The 23,795-nt window shown below is 38.2% G+C and carries 19 protein-coding genes; 10 read left to right on the plus strand and 9 right to left on the minus strand.

The window, feature by feature from the left end; genetic code table 11:
* The first annotated feature begins 21 nt into the window (after nt 1-21).
* Both ACLI50_RS10535 and hemN read left to right on the plus strand, forming a co-directional pair.
* Nucleotides 22-1,035 (plus strand): WD40/YVTN/BNR-like repeat-containing protein, encoded by a 1,014-nt coding sequence (locus ACLI50_RS10535; protein ID WP_411413720.1) that lies wholly within the window; start codon nt 22-24, stop codon nt 1,033-1,035.
* Between the two features lie 176 nt (nt 1,036-1,211).
* Nucleotides 1,212-2,570 (plus strand): oxygen-independent coproporphyrinogen III oxidase, encoded by a 1,359-nt coding sequence (hemN, locus tag ACLI50_RS10540; protein ID WP_343639914.1) that lies wholly within the window; start codon nt 1,212-1,214, stop codon nt 2,568-2,570.
* Between the two features lie 297 nt (nt 2,571-2,867).
* On the opposite strand, the gene ACLI50_RS10545 is transcribed toward hemN, so the two are convergent.
* Entirely contained in the window at nt 2,868-4,238 is a 1,371-nt protein-coding gene (locus tag ACLI50_RS10545; RefSeq protein WP_411413721.1) for a PQQ-dependent sugar dehydrogenase, read from the minus strand.
* A gap of 216 nt (nt 4,239-4,454) precedes the next feature.
* Here ACLI50_RS10545 and secD point away from each other — a divergent pair, with 216 nt between their 5' ends.
* From secD to ACLI50_RS10560, 3 genes are all read left to right on the plus strand, one after another.
* The gene (gene secD / locus ACLI50_RS10550; RefSeq protein WP_411413722.1) at nt 4,455-7,364 is read left to right on the plus strand and encodes a protein translocase subunit SecD; all 2,910 of its coding nucleotides are present in this window, start codon (nt 4,455-4,457) and stop codon (nt 7,362-7,364) included.
* 175 nt (nt 7,365-7,539) lie between these two features.
* Nucleotides 7,540-8,799: a TCR/Tet family MFS transporter gene (locus ACLI50_RS10555; protein WP_123277962.1), complete on the plus strand. Its 1,260-nt coding sequence runs from the start codon at nt 7,540-7,542 to the stop codon at nt 8,797-8,799.
* A gap of 103 nt (nt 8,800-8,902) precedes the next feature.
* Entirely contained in the window at nt 8,903-9,706 is an 804-nt protein-coding gene (locus ACLI50_RS10560; protein ID WP_411413723.1) for an arylamine N-acetyltransferase family protein, read from the plus strand.
* Nucleotides 9,707-9,781: 75 nt separating this feature from the next.
* Here ACLI50_RS10560 and ACLI50_RS10565 read toward each other — a convergent pair whose 3' ends face one another.
* The gene (locus ACLI50_RS10565; RefSeq protein ID WP_411413724.1) at nt 9,782-10,729 is read right to left on the minus strand and encodes a hypothetical protein; all 948 of its coding nucleotides are present in this window, start codon (nt 10,727-10,729) and stop codon (nt 9,782-9,784) included.
* Nucleotides 10,730-11,145: 416 nt separating this feature from the next.
* Between ACLI50_RS10565 and ACLI50_RS10570 the strand changes: the two genes are divergently transcribed.
* The 4 genes from ACLI50_RS10570 to ACLI50_RS10585 all read left to right on the plus strand — a co-directional run bounded on the left by ACLI50_RS10570 (nt 11,146) and on the right by ACLI50_RS10585 (nt 13,389).
* The gene (locus ACLI50_RS10570) at nt 11,146-11,490 is read left to right on the plus strand and encodes a Sec-independent protein translocase subunit TatA/TatB (protein WP_202843864.1); all 345 of its coding nucleotides are present in this window, start codon (nt 11,146-11,148) and stop codon (nt 11,488-11,490) included.
* Nucleotides 11,491-11,492: 2 nt separating this feature from the next.
* On the plus strand, nt 11,493-12,059 hold the full coding sequence (locus ACLI50_RS10575) for a phosphatase PAP2 family protein (protein WP_110011127.1): 567 nt from the start codon (nt 11,493-11,495) through the stop codon (nt 12,057-12,059).
* The gene (locus ACLI50_RS10580; RefSeq protein WP_411413725.1) at nt 12,056-12,868 is read left to right on the plus strand and encodes a tetratricopeptide repeat protein; all 813 of its coding nucleotides are present in this window, start codon (nt 12,056-12,058) and stop codon (nt 12,866-12,868) included. Before ACLI50_RS10575 ends, ACLI50_RS10580 begins: the two co-directional genes overlap by 4 nt.
* 68 nt (nt 12,869-12,936) lie before the next feature.
* Entirely contained in the window at nt 12,937-13,389 is a 453-nt protein-coding gene (locus ACLI50_RS10585; protein ID WP_202843859.1) for a tRNA (cytidine(34)-2'-O)-methyltransferase, read from the plus strand.
* Nucleotides 13,390-13,576: 187 nt separating this feature from the next.
* Here ACLI50_RS10585 and ACLI50_RS10590 read toward each other — a convergent pair whose 3' ends face one another.
* Nucleotides 13,577-14,050, minus strand: a complete 474-nt coding sequence (locus ACLI50_RS10590; RefSeq protein WP_110011124.1) for a 23S rRNA (pseudouridine(1915)-N(3))-methyltransferase RlmH — start codon at nt 14,048-14,050, stop codon at nt 13,577-13,579.
* A 304-nt stretch (nt 14,051-14,354) separates the two neighbouring features.
* Here ACLI50_RS10590 and ACLI50_RS10595 point away from each other — a divergent pair, with 304 nt between their 5' ends.
* Nucleotides 14,355-15,368: a YihY/virulence factor BrkB family protein gene (locus ACLI50_RS10595; protein ID WP_202843857.1), complete on the plus strand. Its 1,014-nt coding sequence runs from the start codon at nt 14,355-14,357 to the stop codon at nt 15,366-15,368.
* Here the strand turns inward: ACLI50_RS10595 and nhaA are convergent.
* From nhaA to ACLI50_RS10625, 6 genes are all read right to left on the minus strand, one after another.
* Nucleotides 15,365-16,543 (minus strand): Na+/H+ antiporter NhaA, encoded by a 1,179-nt coding sequence (gene nhaA, locus ACLI50_RS10600; RefSeq protein WP_202843856.1) that lies wholly within the window; start codon nt 16,541-16,543, stop codon nt 15,365-15,367. The genes ACLI50_RS10595 and nhaA overlap by 4 nt on opposite strands.
* A gap of 2 nt (nt 16,544-16,545) precedes the next feature.
* Entirely contained in the window at nt 16,546-18,756 is a 2,211-nt protein-coding gene (locus tag ACLI50_RS10605; RefSeq protein WP_202843854.1) for a RelA/SpoT family protein, read from the minus strand.
* 110 nt (nt 18,757-18,866) lie between these two features.
* Nucleotides 18,867-19,232 carry a hypothetical protein gene (locus ACLI50_RS10610; RefSeq protein WP_110011120.1) on the minus strand — a complete coding sequence of 122 codons (366 nt, stop codon included), beginning with the start codon at nt 19,230-19,232 and terminating at the stop codon, nt 18,867-18,869.
* 269 nt (nt 19,233-19,501) lie between these two features.
* Nucleotides 19,502-21,409: an acetate--CoA ligase gene (gene acs, locus ACLI50_RS10615; RefSeq protein WP_202843852.1), complete on the minus strand. Its 1,908-nt coding sequence runs from the start codon at nt 21,407-21,409 to the stop codon at nt 19,502-19,504.
* Between the two features lie 61 nt (nt 21,410-21,470).
* A complete protein-coding gene (locus ACLI50_RS10620; RefSeq protein ID WP_411413902.1) occupies nt 21,471-23,357 on the minus strand; it encodes an AMP-binding protein in 1,887 nt (628 codons plus the stop codon).
* A 69-nt stretch (nt 23,358-23,426) separates the two neighbouring features.
* Entirely contained in the window at nt 23,427-23,786 is a 360-nt protein-coding gene (locus ACLI50_RS10625; protein WP_110011117.1) for a response regulator transcription factor, read from the minus strand.
* Nucleotides 23,787-23,795: the final 9 nt, after the last annotated feature.

Genomic DNA, 23,795 nt, shown 5'->3' on the forward strand with positions numbered 1-23,795 from the left:
TTTTTGTCCCAATATCAGTATATGAAAAAACTTTTTTCCATTTTATTCCTATCCGTAGGTCTTACCGCGTTTTCCCAGCAGGTAGAAAGCCTTGAAACTATTCTTAATGATAAAATCAGTATCAGAGCGCTGGAATTATATGATAACAAGGTCTGGTACAGCGGTACGGATTCCAAATTCGGGTTTGTAGATCTTAAAGACTATAAAAACCAGAAACAGATCAGGCTATCTGAAGAAAAACTTCAGTTCAGAACACTAGGACAGAATAAAACTTCTTTCTATGCAATCAATATTGAAAGTCCGGCACGTTTTTTCAAAATTGATAAAAAAGATCTGAAATCACAGGTGATTTTTAAAGATACTGCAAAAACAGCGTTTTATGATGCTTTGCATTTTGTGAATGATCAACTTGCCTATACCTTCAGTGACGCAGATAAACATCACCTGCTGAAACTGGCGGTATATAAGGATGGGAAATGGAATATGTTTAAAAATAATGTAACGTTAAATGATGGCGAAGCTGCTTTTGCCGCCAGCAATACCAATATTTCATCCTGTAAAAAATACTTATGGATTGCGACTGGAGGAAAAGCTTCAAGAATCTTAAGAATGAACCTGAAAGATGAAAAAATAAAAGTATTCAACACTCCAATCATACAAGGAGAACCTTCGCAGGGAATGTATTCCATTGATTTTTTTGAAGACCGTTTCGGAATAGCAGCAGGAGGAGATTATACTAAGCAGGATGCCAATATCAATAATATTGCAACCACAATTGATGCCGGCGAGACCTGGCAGATTCAGGCTTCAGGGCAGAACGCTGGATATACCACTTGTGTGAAAATTAAACCGGGATCAAAAGGAAAAGAAATCATTGCAGTAGGAGATAAGCATATCAGCTATTCCTCAGATTTTGGGAAAACCTGGAAAAAGATTTCTGATGAAAAAGGCTTCTTTGTCTGCCAATGGATTAATAGGAATAATATTGTTCTTGCAGGAAATAGCAAAATTGCCGTCATGAAATTAAAATTTTAAATATCAGGAATAGAATTTATCACTATTGGCCAAAAGCCTGATCATACGTATTTAGACTCATTATAAAATAGAACCTAATATAATTCATAGGTTAAAATTCATAACTAATGGTTAATTTTGTAAGATGAATTTTAATTATGTTAAATTTCATACCCTTATAAAATTTAATTTTCACAATGAACTCTTTAATAGATAAGTATAATATTCCCGGACCGCGTTACACTTCTTATCCTACCGTTCCGTATTGGGATGAGTCAACATTTTCACCAGAAAAATGGAAGGAAACCGTAATCAGGTCTTTTCATGAAAGCAATGCAGAGGAGGGAATTTCTATTTATATCCATTTGCCTTTCTGTGAGGCATTGTGTACATTTTGTGCATGCCATAAGCGTATCACCAAACAGCACAGTGTTGAAGTTCCTTATCTTGAAAGTGTTTTAAAAGAATGGAAATTATATCTTGATCTTTTCAATGAAAGACCTAAACTGAAAGAACTACACCTTGGAGGAGGAACACCCACGTTCTTCTCACCTGAAAATTTAAGAACATTGCTGGAAGGTATCTTTTCATCAGTGGATATTGCAGAGCATCCTGAATTTTCTTTCGAGGGACATCCAAACAATACAACGAAGGAACATCTTCAGACTTTATACGACCTTGGTTTCAGAAGAGTGAGCTTTGGAGTTCAGGATTACGATCCTAAAGTTCAGAAAGCCATCAACAGAATCCAGCCTTTTGAAAATGTGAAAAACGTTACAGAATGGGCAAAGGAAATAGGGTACAGAGGAATCAGTCATGACCTGGTTTTCGGATTGCCACACCAGAATTGGGAGGCAATGGAACATACCATCAGGAAAACAATGGAACTGAAGCCGGACAGGTTAGCATTCTATTCTTACGCCCATGTTCCATGGGTGAAAGGTGTCGGACAAAGAGGATTTGATGAAAATGACCTCCCAAGCGGTGAAGAAAAACGCCGTTTGTATGAAGATGGGAAAAAGCTTCTTCAGGATTTAGGATATATTGAGGTTGGGATGGATCACTTCTCTCTTGAGCATGATGATCTGTATCAGTCTCTTATTCATAAAAAACTTCACAGAAATTTCATGGGATATACATCAAGCAAAACCCAGCTGATGGTAGGACTTGGGATGTCTGCTATTTCAGATTCATGGTATGCTTTTGCCCAGAATGTAAAAACAGTTGAGGAATACCAGAAAATGGTTGAAGAAGGTGAAATTCCTGTTGTAAAAGGACATGTTCTGAGCGAAGAGGATCTTACAGTAAGAAGACATATTCTGAATCTGATGTGCCAGCTTGAAACCACTTTTGATATCAACAACTCTTTCCCTGAGCTTGAAAATGCACTGGAAATGCTGAAAGAAATGGAAAATGACGGTTTGGTTGAGATCAATGGAACTGAAGTTAAAATTACAGAAGCCGGAAGAGCATTCACAAGGAACGTTGCCATGGTTTTTGACTTGAGAATGATGAGAAATAAACCTGAAACCAGGATTTTCTCTATGACAATATAAGCAAAAGCGGTTCAGTTCTGAACCGCTTTTTTATTGACCTATGGCTTATTTTGAACTTGTTTAAACTTTTTTGAAACATTAAGATTGTAGTAAAGTGTTTAGAGTATTAAGATGAGCTTCGCTTTAAGCTTAAAAATCAGAATGATTTATTTTAACTTAACGATGCTTTACTCGTTAAATCCTTCTTAATGGTTTAAGAAATATCCAATGTTTTTTGCTTAGTGAAATGCCTTTGCGATCCTTTTTCACAGAATGTGAAAACCTTAGCGTTTCGTCTGCGCTTAAAACCGGCTATTACTATTTGATAATCAATTTCTGACTATATGATTTCAGTTCCCCGGATTTCAGATTAATATAATACACTCCGGCAGGAATCCCTGAAATATTAATTCCTTTGCCATTAATAATCTGATCCGTTTCCATCACTTTTCTTCCCTCTGCACTGATGATTTCCAGGGTTGCTTTTTTATCTTTAACTCCATCAATAAAAACTTCTTTTGAAGCCGGATTTGGATAAACTTTTATATTTCCAAAAGCATTATTTTCCTGGTTTCCCAAAGTACCAGTGGTTATTTTAAAAATCTTTCCACTGTTTACGGCAGCTACGTACAATCCTTTTTGGTAGTCTTCTCCGAAAGTGGAAAAGTTATTTCCGGAATAAGGAGTTGTCCATGTGATGGCATTATTGCTATCCAGAATTCCGATCTGGGTAGAGCAGTAATCGGCAAAAAAATATTTTCCCTGAAGTGACGGATACTGCGTTCCTCTGTAGACATAACCACCCGTGATGGAACATTTGCCACCGGAATGGTCGTATACGGCAACAGGGAAGGTCATGGTGGACTGTGCGGCACATCCTGCAGTATTGTACGCATTATTCCCTTCATAACATCGCCAGCCGTAGTTTAAGCCACCCTGGGTAATAGGCATTTTATTGATTTCCTCTATTGCTCCCTGTCCGACATCAGCAATCATGGCGTTTCCTGTTGTAAGATCAAACGAAAACTTCCATGCGTTTCTGAGCCCGTAAGCCCAGATCTCGTCTGCACCATCCACTCCGGCTCCTGCAAAAGGATTGTCAGGAGGAATGTTATAGGGGCCTGTAGCATCTACATCTATTCTAAGCATTTTCCCCAGCAGTGAATTTTTGTTTTGAGCATTGTTATTCGGGTCACCACCGCTTCCTCCGTCTCCGGTGATAATCCAGAGTTTTCCGTCAGGGGCAAAATGGATACTTCCTCCATTGTGATTGTCGAATGGCTTGGGAATGTTCAGCAGAATTTTTTCAGAAGCGGGATCCGCTACATCCGGATTTGTTGAACTTACGCTGTATCTTGCAACAATAATATTCCCAGAAGGGTTGTTGTAGTACACAAAAAAATACCCGTTAGCAGAGTATTGAGGATGAAATGCAAGACCTAGAAGACCTCTTTCGCCGCCAAAAATAATCTTTGTTCCGATATTGAGGAAATTGGTAGCGTTAATTGTCCCATTGGGTTGAATAATTTTAATGATACCGTTCTGTTGAACCACAAAAAGACGGCTGTCATTGGCATTCGTAATCTCTACAGGACTCGTAAGTCCTGTGGCAAATTCTTCCAAATTAATGCTTTGAGAATTAACAATTAAGGAAGAAAAAACACTGATGCAAAAAAGTAATTTTTTCATAATATTTTGAGAGTTAGTGTGTTGGAAAAGTAAATGAAAATTTTATACCAATCGATTTTGAAGACTTCATTATGATAGCATGAAAAAATTGTTAAATCTTAAATAGAAATCACCACACCAATATATCTGGAAATAAACCATTTCTGTTGTTAAAAATTCATAAAATACAAGAAAATCATTATATTTGCCGACTTAATTTAACGTAGTTATAACAAAATGCAAGGAAAAGGACTTATTACAATTGTCGCTATTGTACTAGGGTTGATTTGCTTAAACGAGCTATTACCAACATGGTACGCCAGCAAAATTGAAAAGCAGGCGACTGCTTTTGCAGGAGACAATCCGGAGAAGTATCAGAAAGAAATCGCAAGACTTTCTAAGGATACTTTGAACTTAGGATTCACAAAACTTTATTACACTAAAGCCAAAGACAAGGAAATGAAACTTGGTCTTGACCTGAAAGGAGGGATCAACGTTCTTTTGGAAATTAACCAAAGAGATCTTGTGAATGATTTAACTAATTATTCTACAAATCCTGTTCTTATTGAGGCTTTAAACAAAACTGATGAAGCACAGAAGAATTCTACCAAACCTTACATCGACAACTTCTTTGAGCAGTTCGATGTAATTAACAAAGCTAAAGGTACCAACCTGAAGTTGGCTGATCCGGAAATTTTCGGAAATACAACGCTTACTGAAGTGAAGTACAACACGCCTGATGATCAGGTAAAAAGCATTGTTAAAAGAAAAATCGATGCATCTGTAGGAACTGCTTTCGAGGTAATCAGAACGAGAATTGACAAGCTTGGAGCGATCCAGCCAAACGTTCAGAGAGTACCTGGTACTGCGAGAATTTCTGTAGAAATGCCTGGTATGAAGGACATCGATAAAGTGAAGAAAATGCTTCAGACTTCTGCAAAACTTCAGTTCTGGGAAGTACAGCAGGTTCCTGAAATTGCGCCTTATTTCCAGACTTTGACAACTATGGTTGCTACAAAAGGAGATTCTATGGGAGTTGCAAAGAATGTGAACTTCATGAGCCTTTTACAGCTTGACAAATTAAGAACGAATGGTGTTGCCAACGTAAAATTATCCGATACTGCTGTTGTAAACAAAATCTTAAACAGCAAAGTAGGTCAGTCTTTACGTCCGGCTAACATTAAATATACACAGTTCATGTGGGGTTACAAGCCTGAAGCTACCGATACTGAAAGTTTAGTATTGTATGCGATCAGAGGTAACATCAACCAAAAAGCTCCGGTAGACGGTGCTGTTGAAACTGCAAACATCGGCTACGATGAACTAAGCAGAGTAGTGGTAGATATGCAGATGGACTCTAAAGGAGCTAAAGAATGGAAAACATTAACCGAGAAAAACGTTGGAAAACCAGTTGCTGTAACTCTTGATAACAGAGTATACACAGCTCCTAACGTTGTTAATGCTATCCCTAACGGTAGAACCCAGATCTCTGGTAACTTCTCTCAGGAAGAGGCTAAAGAACTGGTAGACGTGTTAGGTGCCGGTAAATTGCCTGCAGGTGCAAAAGTAGTTCAGGCTACCGTTGTAGGTCCATCTTTAGGACAAGAGGCTATTGATTCTGGTTTAATGTCGTTTATCATTGCATTTGCTATTATCATTGTTTATATCATTTTCTACTACGGTGGAGCTGGTGTATACGCGGTAATTGCGATGGTGATCAACTTATTCTATATTTTCGGTATTATGGATTCGGGTGACTTTACCCTTACGCTTCCAGGTATCGCGGGTATCGTTCTTACCATGGCAGTAGCGGTGGATACGAACGTTATCATTTATGAAAGAACTAAAGAAGAATTATTCGCTGGGAAAAGTATTCTTGAAGCTTACAAAGATGGTTTCAAACATGCATTAAACGCGATTATTGACGGTCACACTACGACTTTCCTAACGGCAGTTGTATTGTTCTTCTTCGGAACAGGGCCTATTAAAGGTTTTGCATTGACGTTAATGATCGGTATCTTAATGACATTATTCACGTCTGTATTGCTTTCAAGAGTAATGATCTTCTCAAGATTAAATAAAGGAAAAGGACTTTCTGTATGGACTCCGGCAACGAAGAACCTGTTCAGAAATACCTGGATCGATTTCATCGGAAAGAGAAAATATGCTTACATCGTTTCTGCTGTTCTTACAGTTGTATGTATTATTTCTATCGCAACACACGGTTTCAAATACGGTATCGACTTTACCGGTGGTAGAAACTATGTCGTTAGATTTGATAAAGATGTAAAAGCTGAAGATGTTGAAGAAAAATTAGTAGCATTATTCAAAACTGAAGACGGTAAGAACTCTTCTGTAGAAGCTAAAACTTTCGGAAACAACAAACAATTAAAGATCTCTACAGATTACCTTATCGAAGATGAATCTTTAAAAGCTGACCAGATTATCGAACAGAAATTATTTGAAGGTTTAAAATCAAACTTACCGGCAGGAACGACATTGAAAGATTTCAAATCTGCTGATAAAGACCACGCAGGAATCATTTCTTCTGAGAAAGTAGGACCTTCTGTTGCTGATGATATCCAGACTCACGGTATCTATGCGGTATTAGCTGCATTAGCAATGATCTTCATCTATATTCTTGTAAGATTTAGAAAATGGCAGTTCTCTCTTGGAGCAGTTGCTGCTCTATTCCACGATGCGGTAATTATTTTAGGAGCATATTCATTGCTTCACAAATATATGCCGTTCAACATGGAGATCAATCAGGACTTCATTGCTGCGATTCTTACTGTGTTAGGATATTCAATTAACGATACGGTAATTATCTTCGACAGAATCAGAGAATACCTGAGAGAGAAAAAATCATTAACACTAGCTGGTCTGTTTGATGACTCTATTTCAAGTACGTTGGGTAGAACATTCAACACTTCATTCACTACGATTTTGGTGATCCTTGCGATCTTCATATTCGGAGGTGATAACTTAAGAGGATTCATGTTTGCGATGCTAATCGGTATTGGATTTGGTACTTATTCATCCATCTTTGTGGCGTCTGCAATTGCTTATGACTTCCTTAAGACTGGGAAAGAAGAAGAGGTACATGGAAAATCTACTTCTGCTAAAGAAGAACTCGCTTCTAAGTAATACAAACTACAATAAATTAGTAAGGGCCGTTTCGAAAGAAACGGCCTTTTTTTAATGAAAGCACAAATAGTGGTCAGCTGTTCGTGCTCGTATTGCTTTACTTTTTTTAGTATACATATTAACTATTGATAATTTAGAATCATTATTTTTCAGATTTGATTAATTTTGCACCATCATGGAAAATTCAAAGAAAAAAGCAGCTATAGGCTTCATATTTATTACTTTACTGATCGATATTACGGGATGGGGAATCATCATCCCTGTTGTTCCTAAATTAATTGAGGAACTTATTCATGCAGATATTAGTGAAGCTGCAAAATATGGTGGCTGGCTTGGATTTGCCTATGCATTTACGCAATTTATATTCTCTCCGTTAGTCGGAAATCTTAGTGACAAATACGGAAGAAGACCCATCATTCTGATTTCTCTTTTCGGATTTGCAATCGATTATATTTTCCTTGCGCTGGCTCCAACGATCTGGTGGCTGTTTTTAGGAAGAATCATTGCAGGGATCACAGGAGCAAGTGTCACTACGGCCAGTGCTTATATTGCCGATATTTCCACTGATGAAGACCGTGCCAAGAATTTTGGACTGATAGGGGCAGCCTTTGGTCTTGGATTTATCATTGGGCCTGTTCTGGGCGGAGTTCTCGGGCATTATGGAGCCAGAGTTCCTTTCTATGCTGCAGCAGGTCTGTGTCTGCTTAACTTCTTGTATGGATATTTCATCCTTCCTGAAAGTTTGGATAAAGATAAAAGAAGAGAATTTGATTGGAAACGTGCCAATCCAATAGGCTCATTTAAATTTCTGGGGAAACATCCTGAAATTTCAGGTTTGATTGTTTCGTTGATATTGATCTATATTGCAGGCCATGCGGTACAGAGTAACTGGAGCTTCTTTACGATGTATAAGTTTAGCTGGACGGAAAGAATGGTAGGAATCTCATTGGGAGTAGTAGGTTTGCTGGTAGGTCTTGTACAGGGCGGGCTTATCAGATATACAACGCCCAGGCTGGGAGAGCAGAAAAGTATTTATTACGGATTGGCTTTCTATGCTGTAGGAATGCTGTTGTTTGCCTTTGCTTCAGAAGGCTGGATGATGTTTGTATTTCTGGTTCCTTACTGTTTAGGAGGAATCTGCGGACCGGCTTTACAGTCTGTCATCACGAAAAGTGTTCCTTCCAACGAACAGGGAGAACTTCAGGGAGCATTAACGAGTTTAATGAGTGCTACATCCATTATAGGACCTCCGATGATGACTAATTTATTTTACTATTTCACGCATGATGAAGCACCGTTCAAATTTTCAGGGGCACCTTTCTTTTTAGCATTTATTTTAATGGCGGTCAGTGTGGTAATTACTTATTCTGCTTTTCAGAAAAAAAATAAAAATTTAGTTGATATCACCTCTGAAAAAGATTTTCACAAGCCATAGATTTGTTCTATTGATGAGATATAGGTGATTTTGAGTTACATCTTTCAATAAATTTACAGGAGTGAATAGTTTTGCTCATTGCTGAAACAGGAAAAACAAAATTATGAATATAGAAGACCTGGAAAAGTATTTTGAACGGATTCATTTCTTCGGAACTCCGGAATTGAGTATGGAAACACTGAAAAGGATCCATCAGCTTCATCCGAAACATATACCCTTTGAGAATATTGACCCTTATACGGGGACGGTTCCTTCTTTAAAGTTAGATGATGTTTTCAGAAAACTGGTGATCGAATCCAGAGGCGGATATTGCTATGAACAAAACCTGCTTTTAAGTGAAGTTTTAAAAACATTAGGTTTCAATGTAAAGCTTCAGCTTGGAAGGGTAGTGTGGGGAAGGCAGGAAGACAGTATTGCGGCGCAGACTCATCTCTTGCTTATTGTGGATTTTGATGGTGATCAATATATAGTGGATTGCGGATTTGGAACAGCTACGCTTACTTCACCCATACTTTTAAATAAAGAAGATCAGCAGAAAACGCCCAACGGAATATTTAAAATCTCGCGCAGGCAAGAAACCTACACACTCTGGATGTGGAAAGAGCAGTGGCTTCCGGTGTACCGGTTTATTCCTGAGCATGTAGAACTTATTGATCTGGATATTTCCAACTGGTATCTGTCTACCCATCCGGATTCCCATTTTAAAAACAGACTGATTCTTTCAAAAGTAGATGAAAATGCCCGCTATACCTATACGGATCATGTACTGAATATACGCTCCGGCGATGGTGAAAAAGAAGCTGTAGCGATAGAAAATGATGTACAGCTTTATGAAATACTGATGAATACTTTCGGCCTTAAAGAAAATGCAATAGAAGCACTAAAGTCAAAAGTCAGAATCTGGTAAGACTTATAAAATATAATAAACGGGAAGCTCAGTGAGCTTCCCGTTTTGATTAAAATCTGATTTTTATGAAAATAACTATGGATAAAGGGATTTTGTCCCGTTACTTACAATATTGCTGCCTAATCCGGAGAATGATACAGAGAAATTAGTGGAGTTAAAGCTTAAAGAACCTGTTGGTGTACAAAGCCCCAGTGCATAGCGACATTGCCCGTAAGCTCCTGTCTTTTTGGTTATTTTACTTTCGCTTTTTGCTTTCCCTAAGCTTATATAGCCCCAATCACTTACATCTGCATTGGAAACGGTGGATCCTGAATAGTAAATGGTAATCTTATATCCGGCTTCACCTCGTTTAGAACCCCAAAGCCAATTGGCTGTCCACCACTGTTTATACCATGTAGAAGCTACTTTTGAAGCTTCTCTGTCAGATGTTTCTGAATTTCCTCGGGTATCCATCATCACAAGTCCTCCGAAGATATTGTCCCAGATAATCCCTGAATCTCCATAAAAACATAAGGTGGTAAATTTTCCGTTTTTGCCGTTCCATGTTACTTCCATAACCTGGGTGCCCGGTTTTACTTCTTCGGTAATGGCTTCTTTTAATCCCTGTTGTGCAGTTGTCAGATCCTCTCCGGTATACAAATCATCGATTTTTCCAATTTTTACAGAGGATGGATCCATTATGTTCCCGGAAGCAATGAACTGATCTTTATCCGTAATCAGTTTTTTAGAAAGTTCTACCCCTTGTTGGGTTGAAATTTTTCCCAATACAGCCACTCCCACAATCTGTAAATCATTTTTTAAATACGTTTCAAGATTTTTGGTGGATTCATTCAGTTGAAGCTGTACTGCTTCAGGAATAAGTTGAGAAGACGAAGGAGTAATTTCTTTTTTCAGCTCATCGATGGTTGTCTTAGCCTGAACAGCTTCCTGTTGGTTCATTTCATTGTTTTCATTCTGGCAGCTGTAGAGTGCCATTACCGATAATACGGCGAAAACTTTAAAAGTAGTCACTAGTTTTTTCATAATGAATATTGATTTGGTTGTGTATTATAAATATACATAATTATTACTTAATTCTCTATGTTTTGAATTAAATATTTGTTAATTAATAAGTGGAGGTTGCAGGTGCTAGGTTGCAGATGTTAGGTAGCAGGGATTAGGAGGCTAAGTTTTAGAGTTGGAGAGTTGGAGGGTTCAGGGTTTTAAGTTTATGAGTAAACAGGAATAAAAAGAACCCGCAACTCGCCCTCGTAACAACACCAAAAACTCGCTACCAAGCCACCTGCACCAAAATAATCGCGAAACCCGCAACCCGTCTACAAAACATTAAACTTTGAACCTTGAACCTTGAATCCTGAACTTCATTATAAAATCTTAAAATTTGTTTAAATTTTTAGTTTACAGTCCATAAATGCAATAATCTTTCGTAATTTTACGCCATGGAATTAAGCATTGGAGAAATGGCACTCATTGCCATTGCAATCGTTGTATTATTCGGTCCGGATAAGCTGCCCCAGATTGCGCGTGACTTAGGTGCAGGCGTTAGAAAGATGCGTGGAGCAGTGGAAGATATTAAAACTGAAATTATGAAAGAAACAGATAACCCTGTTTCTGAAATCAAACGTGAGATTGAGAAGGTAAAAGATGCTGCAAAGGATTTCAATCCGATGAATGATATTCAAAAAAATATTCTGACGGAACCTTCTTCTTCTGTTGCTTCCAATGAGCCTCCAAAACCGAAGCCTGCAGATGATGAGACTTATGAAGGACCTGTAAGCAGATAATCATGGAGGAAATCATTCAGGAAGATAAGAAGGTATTTCTTTACCTTAATAATTTGGGGGATTCATCTTTTGATCAGTTTTGGATGCTGATTTCAAGTACCTGGATCTGGGTACCTCTCTATATTATATTTCTTTATTTTTTATACAAAAACCATCAACTAAGATCATTAGTTTTTATCCTTATATTTCTGGCCATCGGTGCGACGGTTTCTGATCAGCTGGCCAGTGTTTTCAAATATGGTGTAGCAAGGTTGAGACCCTGTCATGACCCTACACTGGAACATCATATGAGAATCGTGAAATGCGGTGGGCAATATGGTTTTTATTCTGCTCATGCTTCCAATACATTCTTTTTGGCATCCTTTTTAAGTATTTTATTAAAAAATAAGCTTAAATGGTTTCCATATGCTATATTTGTATGGGCTCTGGTGGTTTCCTACAGCCGGATATATTTAGGAGTGCATTTCCCGATAGATATTTTGGTGGGGGCGTTTGTTGGATCTTTATTGGGAGTGATATTTGGTGCACTCGCCAAAAAAGTGATCAACAAACAAACTATAAACTCATGAAAAAAACTTTACTGGTAGTAACTTCCCTCTGTTTATTCCTTAATTTCTATGCCCAGAATAAAAAACTGGCTGAAGAATGTTTCCAAAAAGCTGATTATAAGTGTGCAGAAGAACAGTATTTAAAACTGGCAGAAAAAGAACAGATCCAAAAATTTCAATCTGAATATTACAATTACCTCGGAACAGCTCAGAGAAGACTTGGAAAAACGACTCAGGCTTTTAAGTCTTATGATTCTGCTTTAAAAGCAAACCCTATGTCTATTTCTGTATATGTGAATCTGTCATCGCTTTACAGCCAGAAAGGAAACAAAGTAAAGGCATTGGAATATGTAGAGAAAGGACTCAAAGTAAATCCTGAAACAGCTGATTTGTATCTTACCCGTTCCAAAATATACGACAACCAGGGAAAAAAAGACCTTGCCATCAAAGACCTTAATCAGATTCTCACTTTTGCTCCGGATAACATTTTTGCAAAAACAGGGCTTGCCAATCTGAAAAAAAATAGTGGTGACCTGGATGGAGCGTTGAAAGATTATAATCAACTTCTTGCTGAAAAACCGGAATCATTACTTTATAACGGAAGATCAGACGTATATTTTAAAATGAAAAAATATAAGGAAGCGCTGGCAGATGCTAATAAAGCAATTTCCATAGATCCGAAATTTGCCCAGTCTTATGTAAGCAAAGCCATGATTCTGATGGACACTTCCAAACTTAAGGAAGCCTGTGAAAACCTGGATAAAGCAGTGGCTTTAGGCTATGAAAAAGCCATCCTCAGTGATTCTTATGCTAAATGTGTAAAGAAATAAATTTAAAAAAATACTCTGCCAAATCATTAAATAAATCCACACTAAAACAAATAAAGAGATAGAAAGAGATGTTAAATATTGTTCTTGTAGAGCCCGAAATACCCAATAATACAGGAAATATCGGAAGATTGTGTGTAGGAACTGAAAGCAGATTACACCTTGTTCATCCGTTTGGATTTGTAATTAATGATAAAAACCTGAAGCGTTCCGGATTGGACTATTGGGTGCATCTGGATGTTTCTGAATATGCAGATGTGGATGAATGGATCAGTACAATCCCTGACAGATCAAGGGTTTTTCTAATGAGCTCCCATGCCGAAAAATCATATCTTGAAACTGATTTTCAGGACGGAGACTGGCTGGTTTTCGGAAAGGAGAGTGTAGGATTGAGTAAAGAGGTTCTGGACCGTTTTGAAAATCATCTGACCATTCCTATGTCAAAACTCATCAGGAGCTTTAATATTGCCAATTCCGTTGCTTTTGTGGTGGGTGAAGCCAAAAGGCAGATCAGTCTGAAATAAAAAAGAGATTGTTTCAGGAATGTCACTCTGGACACAGACCGAAAGTCTGCGAACGTAGTTCAGAAATGTAATGAAGAATCTCATGCTTCTGCTTGTCAATGAGATTCTTCCTTTGTCAGAAATCGAAGATTCGACGTAGTCAATGACAAAAAACAATTATTTGACTTTTGAGATAATACCTTTTGTTTTAATCGTTATGATAAGGTTTGCCCTGCAAAATCTGATCAGCGCGATACAGCTGTTCTACAATAAACAGGCGGATCATCTGGTGGGTAAAAGTCATTTTGGATAAAGACATTTTTTCATTGGCTCTGCTATAGATCTCTTCGGCGAAGCCATAAGCGCCTCCGATCAGAATATGTACTTTCTTGACAGAAGAATTCATCCAGGTGTCAATTTTCTGTGAAAACTCGCGGCTGGTAAACTGTTTTCCTTTTTCATCAAGAATCACCACCAGATCGTTTTTGTCGATATGGTTTAAGAATAACTTGGCTTCTTCCTTTTTAAGAAGGTCAGGGGATAGGTTTTTGGCATTTTTCACATCCGGAATTTCTGTAATTTCAAAATTCCAGTGTTTGGGTAAACGGTTGAGATAATAATTGATTAAAGAGGTAATTTCCTTATCATCTGTTTTTCCGATACAAAGTAAGCTGATTCGCATTGTAAGAAGTTTCAGAGGGCAAAGATAGGGTTTCCCGGTTAATTTGTTGCCGGTTTTTGGGTTGCAGTTTCGGGATTCAAGGTTATTTGTTTCGGGTTTCGGGATTCGAGTTGTAGGTTATATTAGTTGCGGGTTATCATGAACCTTTGACTCTCAACGTTAAACTCTCAAATTCTCCCACTCTCAAATCCCTAATCCCTAATGCCTGATCCCTAAAACCTGCCACCTGCTACCTAATATCTGCCACCTATCTTTTCCCCATTTAATTTAATTCCCCTACCTTTGTATAAAGACAAACAGATCGATGAGTGTAAAGGTTCCTAAATTTATTTTAAAGATTCAAGATTTTTTTGACAGCATCCATATTCCTGTTTTGGGAATATCACTTTGGCAGATGTTTCAGATTTATATCTCCGGGATTTTTAAAGGCAAAATAGGGAGAAAAGCGGCTGCTATTTCGTGGAGTTTTACCATAAGTCTGTTTCCGTTTATTCTGTTTTTGCTTTCTGTACTGCCTCATATGCCGCTGTATGATGAGCTTCAGTTCTATATTTTTGATGTGCTGATGCATAATGTTTTTCCATCCAACATGGAAGGAGATGTAAAAGGATACATTGTAAGCAATATCATACCAAATATGAAAGGAATCAGTAACCTGACCATTCTTCTGGCTCTTGTTTTTGCAACGAACGGTACATTTTCCCTGATCAACGGATTTAATGAAAATACAGATGAAAAATTAAGTGACGTAAAAGAGTTTATTCTTTCGTTTTTTATCACGATAGGCTTTATTACCATCGTTTTTTTAACACTGTTTGGAGTGTATTACGCAGAGGTTGTAATGAAGCTTTTTACGCCGGCTTATGATGTAACGTGGCTTGTAGACAACCTTTCCAAAATTATCGGGTTTGTTTCTTTTCCGCTTTTTTATTTTATACTTCTGACCTTATTTTACTGGTTGGGTACCGTGAAGATTACAAGGTTCCGACAAGCGGTTCCGGGAGCTATTCTGACTACAGTATTATTTGTGGTTACAACGTATATTTTTGCGATTTATGTAAAGGATATCGCCCGGTATAATGTTCTTTACGGATCCATTGGCAGTATGATTCTACTGATGGTTTGGGTAAATGTAAATGTATATCTCCTTTTATTCGGAAATGAGCTGAATATGGCGATCCGAAAACTCAGAATAGAAAAGCTGCTGTCTGATGAGATTAAGAAAGAAGCCTCAGAATATCATGCACAGATTACTGAACCGGACTTTGATAGTGATGAGGAACACAAAAGAAAATTGGAGAACCGGAAGGAAGATTAATTCTCTTCCAGTTCAGGGTTTTCTTTTGAACTTAGACTAAGTATGATAAATCCGGCAATGGCGGCGATAAAGGACGCAATCAGAATTGCAAACTTCGCTTCATCCTGAATCGGAATTTCTTCTTTGAAAGAAAGCAATGCAATAAAAATAGACATAGTAAACCCGATTCCGGCCAGCAATCCTACACCAATCATCTGAAGCCAGTTGCTGTTTTGAGGCAGTGAACTGAGCTTTAATTTAATAGCAATCAATGAAAACAGATTGATCCCAATCAGTTTACCCAATACCAATCCACAGATAATTCCCAATCCTAATGTGCTTGTAACTCCTGCCACCATTTCACTGGAAAAAGTGATATTGGTATTCGTTAAAGCAAATATCGGCATGATCAGAAAACTTACCGGAATATGAAGCTGATGCTCCAGTTTTTCCAGAGGTGAAATTTCTACATTCGAAGCATTGGTAGGAATGGAGAACGCCAGCAAAACACCTGCTATGGTTGCATGAATTCCGGAATGATGAAGGAAATACCATAAAAACAGTCCCGGGATGATGTACAATATTGTTTTAGTTACTTTTAAAAAGTTTAAAATAAAAAGTAAGGCTGTTACCCCAAAAGATAGCAGGAGATAGCTCCAGTGAATTTGCTCTGTATAGAAAATAGCAATCACGAGGATCGCTCCCAGATCATCTACAATAGCTAATGCCGCTAAAAATATCTTAATAGAGTTGGGAATTTTTTTACCCAACATCGAAATGATAGCCAGAGAAAAGGCAATATCGGTTGCCATAGGAATTCCCCAGCCATTGCTGTATTCCGTTCCTGTATTGAAAATGCTGTAGATAACAGCGGGAATAAGCATTCCGCCTACGGCTGCAAAAATAGGAAGGGAGGCATTTTTAAAAGAAGAAAGCTCACCTTCTACCAATTCCCGTTTTATTTCAAGGCCAACCAGAAGGAAGAAAACTGCCATTAATCCGTCATTGATCCAGATGCTGACAGGATATTCCAACCCAAAAAGATGAGTGCCCACTTCCTGGTCTAAAAAATGCTGAAAGTTTTCTGCAGCAGACGAATTGGCAATAAGCAATGAAATAAGCACACAGAAAATAAGAATAATTCCTGAGGACTGACTGTTGTTGAAAAATTTTTTAAAATAAAGAGATAAATTCATGTTTACGATTGTACCCGTCTCACTCTGGAAACACCATTAATATTTTTAAGTTTTCTAAAGGTCTCTTCCAACTGACCTTTATTTTTGACTTCGAGGTTGATATTTCCCGTGAAAACACCATTGTTGGATTCAATAGACATACTTTTCATATCCATCCCCATACTTCCGCTGATGACAGTGGTGATATCATTAATCATCCCCATTCTGTCCAGCCCTTCAATTTCAATTTTTACTCTGTTTTTGAAGCTTTCCGCATTCACCCACTTGGCAGGAATAACACGGTAATCATACTGAGCTCTCAGATTGATGGCATTCGGGCAGTTGTCACTATGCACTTTGATTCCGTCTGAAATCGTGATGAATCCGAAGATTTTGTCTCCCGGAATTACGGTACAGCATTTTGCATACGTGTAGTTAAGTTTCTCTTCGTCCTTCCCAAACACAATCATATCAAGGTTTTCCTCTTTCGGATCGTCAAAATGCAGATTTTTGTTGGGCGATTTTCTGAATCTTGAAAGTAAGTTGTTGAATACGTTTTTACTTTCTATATATTTTCTCAGGCTGCTTACATCCAGTTCATTACTTTGGAATTTAAGGAAGAGCTCCTGAGATGATTTTAAATTAAAGAACTTTTGCAGTTTATTAATTTCTTCATCATTAAAATTGATTTTGGCATGACGAAGTTTTCTCTGCAGAATTTCTTTTCCTTCTTCCACCAATTGGTTTTTCTGAGAGTTCAGATAACTTTTAATCTTGGATTTGGCCTTAGATGTCACAACAAATTCCAGCCAGTCCGATTTAGGTTTCTGGTTCTGAGAAGACAGGATGTCTACCTGATCTCCGTTTTGAAGGATGTAGGAAATAGGAACCAGTTTTCCATTGATCTTGGCACCTAAGCATTTCATTCCCAGATCGGAGTGAACAGAGAAGGCAAAATCCAGAGCGGTAGCATTAGTCGGAAGGATTTTAATTTCTCCTTTTGGCGTAAAGACAAATACTTCTTTGGAATATAAGTTAAGCTTAATGTTATCCAGAAGCTCCGAGGTGGAAAGATTCTGCTGCTGTTCCAGTACTTCACGGATCTCAGTTACCCATTTTTCAAAATTTCTGTCATCAGAACTCTGTTTGTAACCTTCTTTGTATTTATAGTGTGCAGCAACCCCTTTCTCAGCAATTTCATCCATTCTTTCGGAACGGATCTGTACTTCAATCCACTTTTTATCAGGGCCTAAAACCGTTAAATGTAAACTTTCGTATCCTGTAGAACGGGGCTGGGTAATCCAGTCACGCATTCTGGATGGGTTACTGTGGTATACATCCGTAACGATAGAGTAAATTTTCCAGGCCAGGAATTTTTCATTTTTCGCATCCGATTTATAAATAATTCTGATGGCGTAGTTGTCAAAAACCTCTTCAAAGGAAACTCCCTGTTTCAGCATTTTTCTGTAGATGGAAGAAATAGCTTTCGCGCGGCCTTTGATTTTAAAATTTAAACCTTCTTCATGAAGTCTTTCGGATACTTCCTTCTTAAATTCTTCAATATACCTTTCACGGCTTTCCTTGGCCAGTTCCAATTTCTCCGTGATCTCGTTATAGACTTCCGGATTATTATACTTTAAAGAAAGATCTTCAAGCTCAGATTTGATATTATACAATCCAAGACGGTGAGCCATCGGAGCATAGATATACACTGTTTCCGAAGCAATTTTTTTCTGCTTATCCGGAGCCATGCTTTCCAGCGTTCTCATATTATGGAGACGGTCTGCAATTTTAATCAGAATCACTCTGAAATCCTCAGATAATGTCAGTAAGAGTTTTCTGTAGTTTTCAGACTGCACAGAGATATTCTGGTGGTTCATGATGGAAATTTTCGTCAGTCCATTCACGATATTGGCAATCTTTTCTCCGAATATTTTTTTCAGATCTTCGTAGGTATAATCAGAATCTTCAATCACATCGTGCAGAAGTGCACAGGCAATAGAAGTAGCACCCAGACCAATCTCTGTTGCTACAATTTTAGCAACAGCAATAGGGTGGTAGATGTAAGGTTCTCCGGATTTTCTCCTTTGATCCTTGTGGGCATCCAGCGCGATATCGAATGCCTTTCGGATGAGCTTGTTATTTTCCTCATCCAATGTTCTGTATGTATTAGAGATCAGGTCCTTATATCTGGCAAGTATCTCTTTATTCTCTTGTTCTAAATCGTAGCTCATTTGTGCACATGCCTATAATTAGACGAAAATACGAAATTTTTTACTTTTTTCAAACATAAAAGATCCGCAGTATAACACTACGGATCTCCGGCTATTAGATTTTATATCGATTAGAATTTCACTTCAGAATTCATACCGTCACTTGACGTTTTGATTTTAATATCAGGGCTGCTATGGATTTCTGCTCTGTTTCTTGCATCAATATATTTTTTGATGGTATCATAATTGGTTTCATTGATCTTCATGTTTTCAAATAAATAGGATTTCAATGCAGCATTCTGAATAAATGCATTACGTGCAAGATCAATCTGATTAAGGTCATTTACGGTAACACTTGCCAGAAATTGAGAATTACCGGAACCATCAGTAAGGTATACAATATAATCTGAGTTTTCAAATCCTGAATTTTCCAGATCACTTTCCAGTTTTTTGTAGTCGCTGTGATGACCAAATACTCCAGCTAATATATGTGACATAGTTAATTGGTTTTAAGTTCCCATTAAAGTTACTAATAATTTTCTGATTATCATTGCATTTAAGGCAATATAATTTGTTAATTAACATTCTGTTTTTAATAGAAAAAGATAATATTTAAAAATAATTATTGAACGGGTGTTTAATTTTAACAATTGGATAATAGACAATAGCATCGGATGATGATGTATTTAAATTCCTTTATTTACTGTACTATAATAAAAAGCCCCGAAATAAATTCCGGGGCTTCCATTGGTTAAATAATGATTAATTAAATTCTTTCGTTTTTAATTTCTTCTACAATTTCAGGATTTAAAAGCGTACTGATATCTCCAAAATTACTGAAGTCACCTTCGGCAATTTTTCTTAGAATTCTACGCATGATCTTTCCGGAACGGGTTTTCGGAAGCCCGGAAACAAACTGTATCTTATCCAGTTTCGCAATGGGTCCGATCTGATCCGAAATTAACTGATTGATCTCCTTTTTAAGATTTTCCTTATCACGTCCTTCTCCGGTTTCTTTAAGCATTACATAGCCATACAGCGCATTTCCTTTGATGTCATGAGGGTAACCTACAATGGCGGATTCTGCAACAGCCGGATGCTGGTTGATGCTGTCTTCAATAGGAGCTGTCCCAAGATTATGCCCTGAAACGATAATTACATCATCTACACGCCCGGTAATTCTGTAATAGCCCACTTCATCTCTCAAAGCTCCGTCTCCTGTAAAATATTTTCCAGGGAAAGCTGTAAAATAAGTTTCTTTATATCTTTGGTGGTCTCCCCAGATGGTTCTTGCGATTCCCGGCCATGGAAAACGGATACAAAGATTTCCTGTCACCTGATTTCCTGTGATTTCATTGCGCTTATCATCCATCAGAACGGGTTGTACACCTGGAAGTGGAAGAGTAGCATAAGTAGGCTTTGTAGGCGTCACAAAAGGAAGAGGTGAAATCATAATTCCTCCGGTTTCCGTTTGCCACCATGTATCTACAATCGGACATTTTTTCTTTCCCACATGATCGTTGAACCAGTGCCATGCTTCATCGTTGATGGGCTCACCTACAGAACCAATGACTTTCAGAGAACTCAGATCATGCTTATCCACCCATTCAGCACTTTCTTTTGCTAAGGAACGGATCGCAGTAGGTGCCGTATAAAACTGAGTGATCTTGTGTTTTTCAATCACTTCCCAGAAACGGTCCGGTTCCGGATAAGTAGGAACGCCTTCAAAGATCACTGTAGTAGCACCATTCAGCAGCGGCCCGTAAAGAATATAGGAGTGTCCTGTGATCCATCCGATATCTGCCGTACACCAGTAAATATCATTTTCTTTATAGTTGAATACATTTTTAAAAGTATATGCGGTGTACACCATATACCCGGCGCAGGTGTGCAGCATTCCTTTAGGTTTTCCTGTAGATCCGGAAGTATAAAGAATGAAAAGAGGATCTTCAGAATCCATAATGACAGTAACAAAATCAGGAGAAGCTTTTTCATACAGATCGGCCATCCAGTAATCTCTTCCTTCTTGCATTTTAATTTCGTTGTGGGTTCTTTTTACAACAAGAACTTTTTCCACGGTCGGCGTTTTTTCCAGCGCATCATCTACAATGCTTTTCAGATCCAGAACTTTATTACCTCTGTAGCTTCCGTCCGATGTGATAACCATTTTGGCTTCACAGTCATTGACCCTTGAAGCCACTGCTGAAGCTGAGAATCCTGCAAAAATAACAGAATGAACAGCTCCCAGTTTTGCACAGGCAAGCATCGTAACAGCCAGTTCAGGAATCATAGGAAGATAAATACAGACCCTGTCTCCTTTTTCAATACCCATATCGCGCAAAACATTGGCCGTTTTATTCACCCGGGTGTATAATTCGCTGTAAGAAATATACTGTGCTTCTTCCTTAGGATCGTTGGGTTCCCAGATGATTGCTGTTTTTTCTCCTCTGATGGTAAGATGTCTGTCGAGACAGTTTTTGGTAATATTGAGTTTCGCATTTTTAAACCAGGTGATCTTCGCTTCATTCATGTCGTACTTAACAACCTTGCTCCATCTCTGATACCACACGAAGTTTTGATCTGCAACTTTATCCCAGAATTTTTTAGGATTTTTGATAGACTTCTTATAGTCTTCAAAATATTGTGGTAAATCTTCTATTAAGTAATTTCTCATATCCCTATCGTTTTTTGAAATTTGAATTTATTATATTTTAAATTTATGTTTAATTTCCTATTTAAGCTCTATAAACATGGATTTTTTCCTGGATTTCCTCAATGATTTTTTCATCATCAATAGTGGATGGAATCTGAAAATCTTTACCGTCCAGCAGTGTCCGGATCAGCTTTCTTAAAATTTTTCCGGATCTCGTCTTGGGTAAACGTTTGAGAACCATTACGTTTTTTAAAAAAGCAACTGCTCCGATTTTGTTGCGAACCATCTGAACGATATCTTTTTCAATATCTTCTTCAGAAATCGCCGAGCCGTTTTTCAAAACCACTGTGGCAAAAGGAACCTGTCCTTTTAAATCATCATCAATACCTACAACGGCACATTCGGCAACATCAGGATGTGAGGAAACAATTTCTTCCATTTCAGAGGTCGAAAGCCTGTGTCCTGCTACATTAATCACATCATCCACTCTTCCTGTAATGAAAATATAGCCGTCTTCATCCTGAATAGCACCATCTCCCGAAAAATAATACCCTTTATACTGAGACAGGTAACTGCTTTCAAAACGGGCGTAGTCTTTCCATATTCCAAGCATGGCGCCAGGTGGGAGGGGAAGTTTGATCACCAGATAACCTTCATGATGAGGATTGAGTTCGTAACCGTTTTCATCAAATATTCTAATATCATATCCCGGAACAGGCTTTCCTGCAGATGCTCTTTTGATCTGATAATTTTCATCATGAGTCAACAACCCCAGCATTGGCCAGCCGGATTCTGTCTGCCACCAATGGTCTATTGCCGGAACACCAATATGTTCTGCAAACCAGTCCAAAGTGGCAACATCGCATCTTTCACCAGCGAGAAACTGTTTTTTAAAATGGGTTAAATCGTATTTTTTTACCAGTTCTCCGTTCGGATCTTCTTTTTTAATAGCTCTGATAGCAGTAGGGGCCGTAAACATCACCGAAACTTTATATTCTGAGATAATTCTCCAGAAAGTTCCTGCATCAGGAGTCATGATGGGTTTTCCTTCAAAAATAACAGTCGTGTTTCTATTGATTAAGGGTCCGTACACGGAAAAGCTATGGCCAACCGCCCATCCGAAGTCTGAAGCAGCCCAATACGTTTCTCCCGGTTCTACACCATAGATATAAGTCATTGAGAATTGTAATGCAGTGGCATAACCTCCCGTGTCACGAACGATCCCTTTAGGCTTTCCGGTAGTTCCTGAGGTGTAAAGAAGGTAAAGCGGATGAGTGGATTCTACAGAAACGCAGTCCGCAGGAGCTGATTTTTCTAACAGTTCTTCATAATCAATCAATCCGTCAAACATCTCATCCTGATTATCTACTAATTTTCTGTTGTATACAACAATATTGTCTACTTTGTCCTGAGCCAGCTCAATTGCTTTTTCTACCAGTGGCAGATAAGGGATTCTCTTTGCAATTTCCACACCGGCTGTAGCTGTGATTAAAACTTTCGGTTTGCAGTCATCAATTCTGACAACAAGCTCGTGAGGAGCAAAGCCTCCGAAAACCACATTGTGAATCACCCCGATTCTTGCGCATGCCAGCATGGCAAAAAGTGTCTGCGGAATCATAGGCATATAAATAACGGCTGTGTCTCCTTTTTTTAATCCTAAAGAAACCAGTCCTCCAGCCAGTTTTGCTATTTCCTCTTTTGCCTGATGAAATGTGTAGGTTTTCTTCTGATGGGTTACAGGAGAATCATAGATAATTGCAACCTGATCCCCGAATCCGTCTTCAATGTGTCTGTCAATGCATAAGTAACACATATTGAGCTTTCCGTCAGAAAACCACTGTGGGTAATCGTTCTCACCATTGGAAAGAATCTGTTGCGGAAATTCAAACCATTGTATTTTCCCGGCCTGTTCCTTCCAGAAGTCTTCTTTGTTTTCTATGCTTTGTTTAAATAAGGTATCTGTATTCATATCAATATTAAGGTCAATAGTTGTGTTTAGTGTCTGCATGTCATTGCGAGCCGCAGGCGAAGCAATCTCTTAAAACATCTCCTCAATCTGCTGCATCAGTTTCTTAATCGAGTAGGGTTTTGTAACGTAAGCGTCAGCTCCCATTTCCAATCCTTTTTCAATATCTCTTGGGTTATTTTTAGCACTTAGAAAAATCACTTTGGTGTCTTTCAGTTTTTCATCCTGTTTAATAAGATCCAAGGTGCTGTAGCCATCCAGATTCGGCATCATAATATCGAGAAGAATCACATCCGGAACCATGGTTTTCAAAAAGTCAAGGACTTCCATTCCGTCACGGGCAATATAAACATCATATCCGTTTTTCTTAAAGCTGTATTCCAACGACATCAATATTTTGTGTTCGTCATCCGCAATGATTATCTTTCTCATAAGAAGGTT

It is taken from the genome of Chryseobacterium cupriresistens (assembly GCF_046614675.1).
Lineage (GTDB): Bacteria > Bacteroidota > Bacteroidia > Flavobacteriales > Weeksellaceae > Chryseobacterium > Chryseobacterium cupriresistens.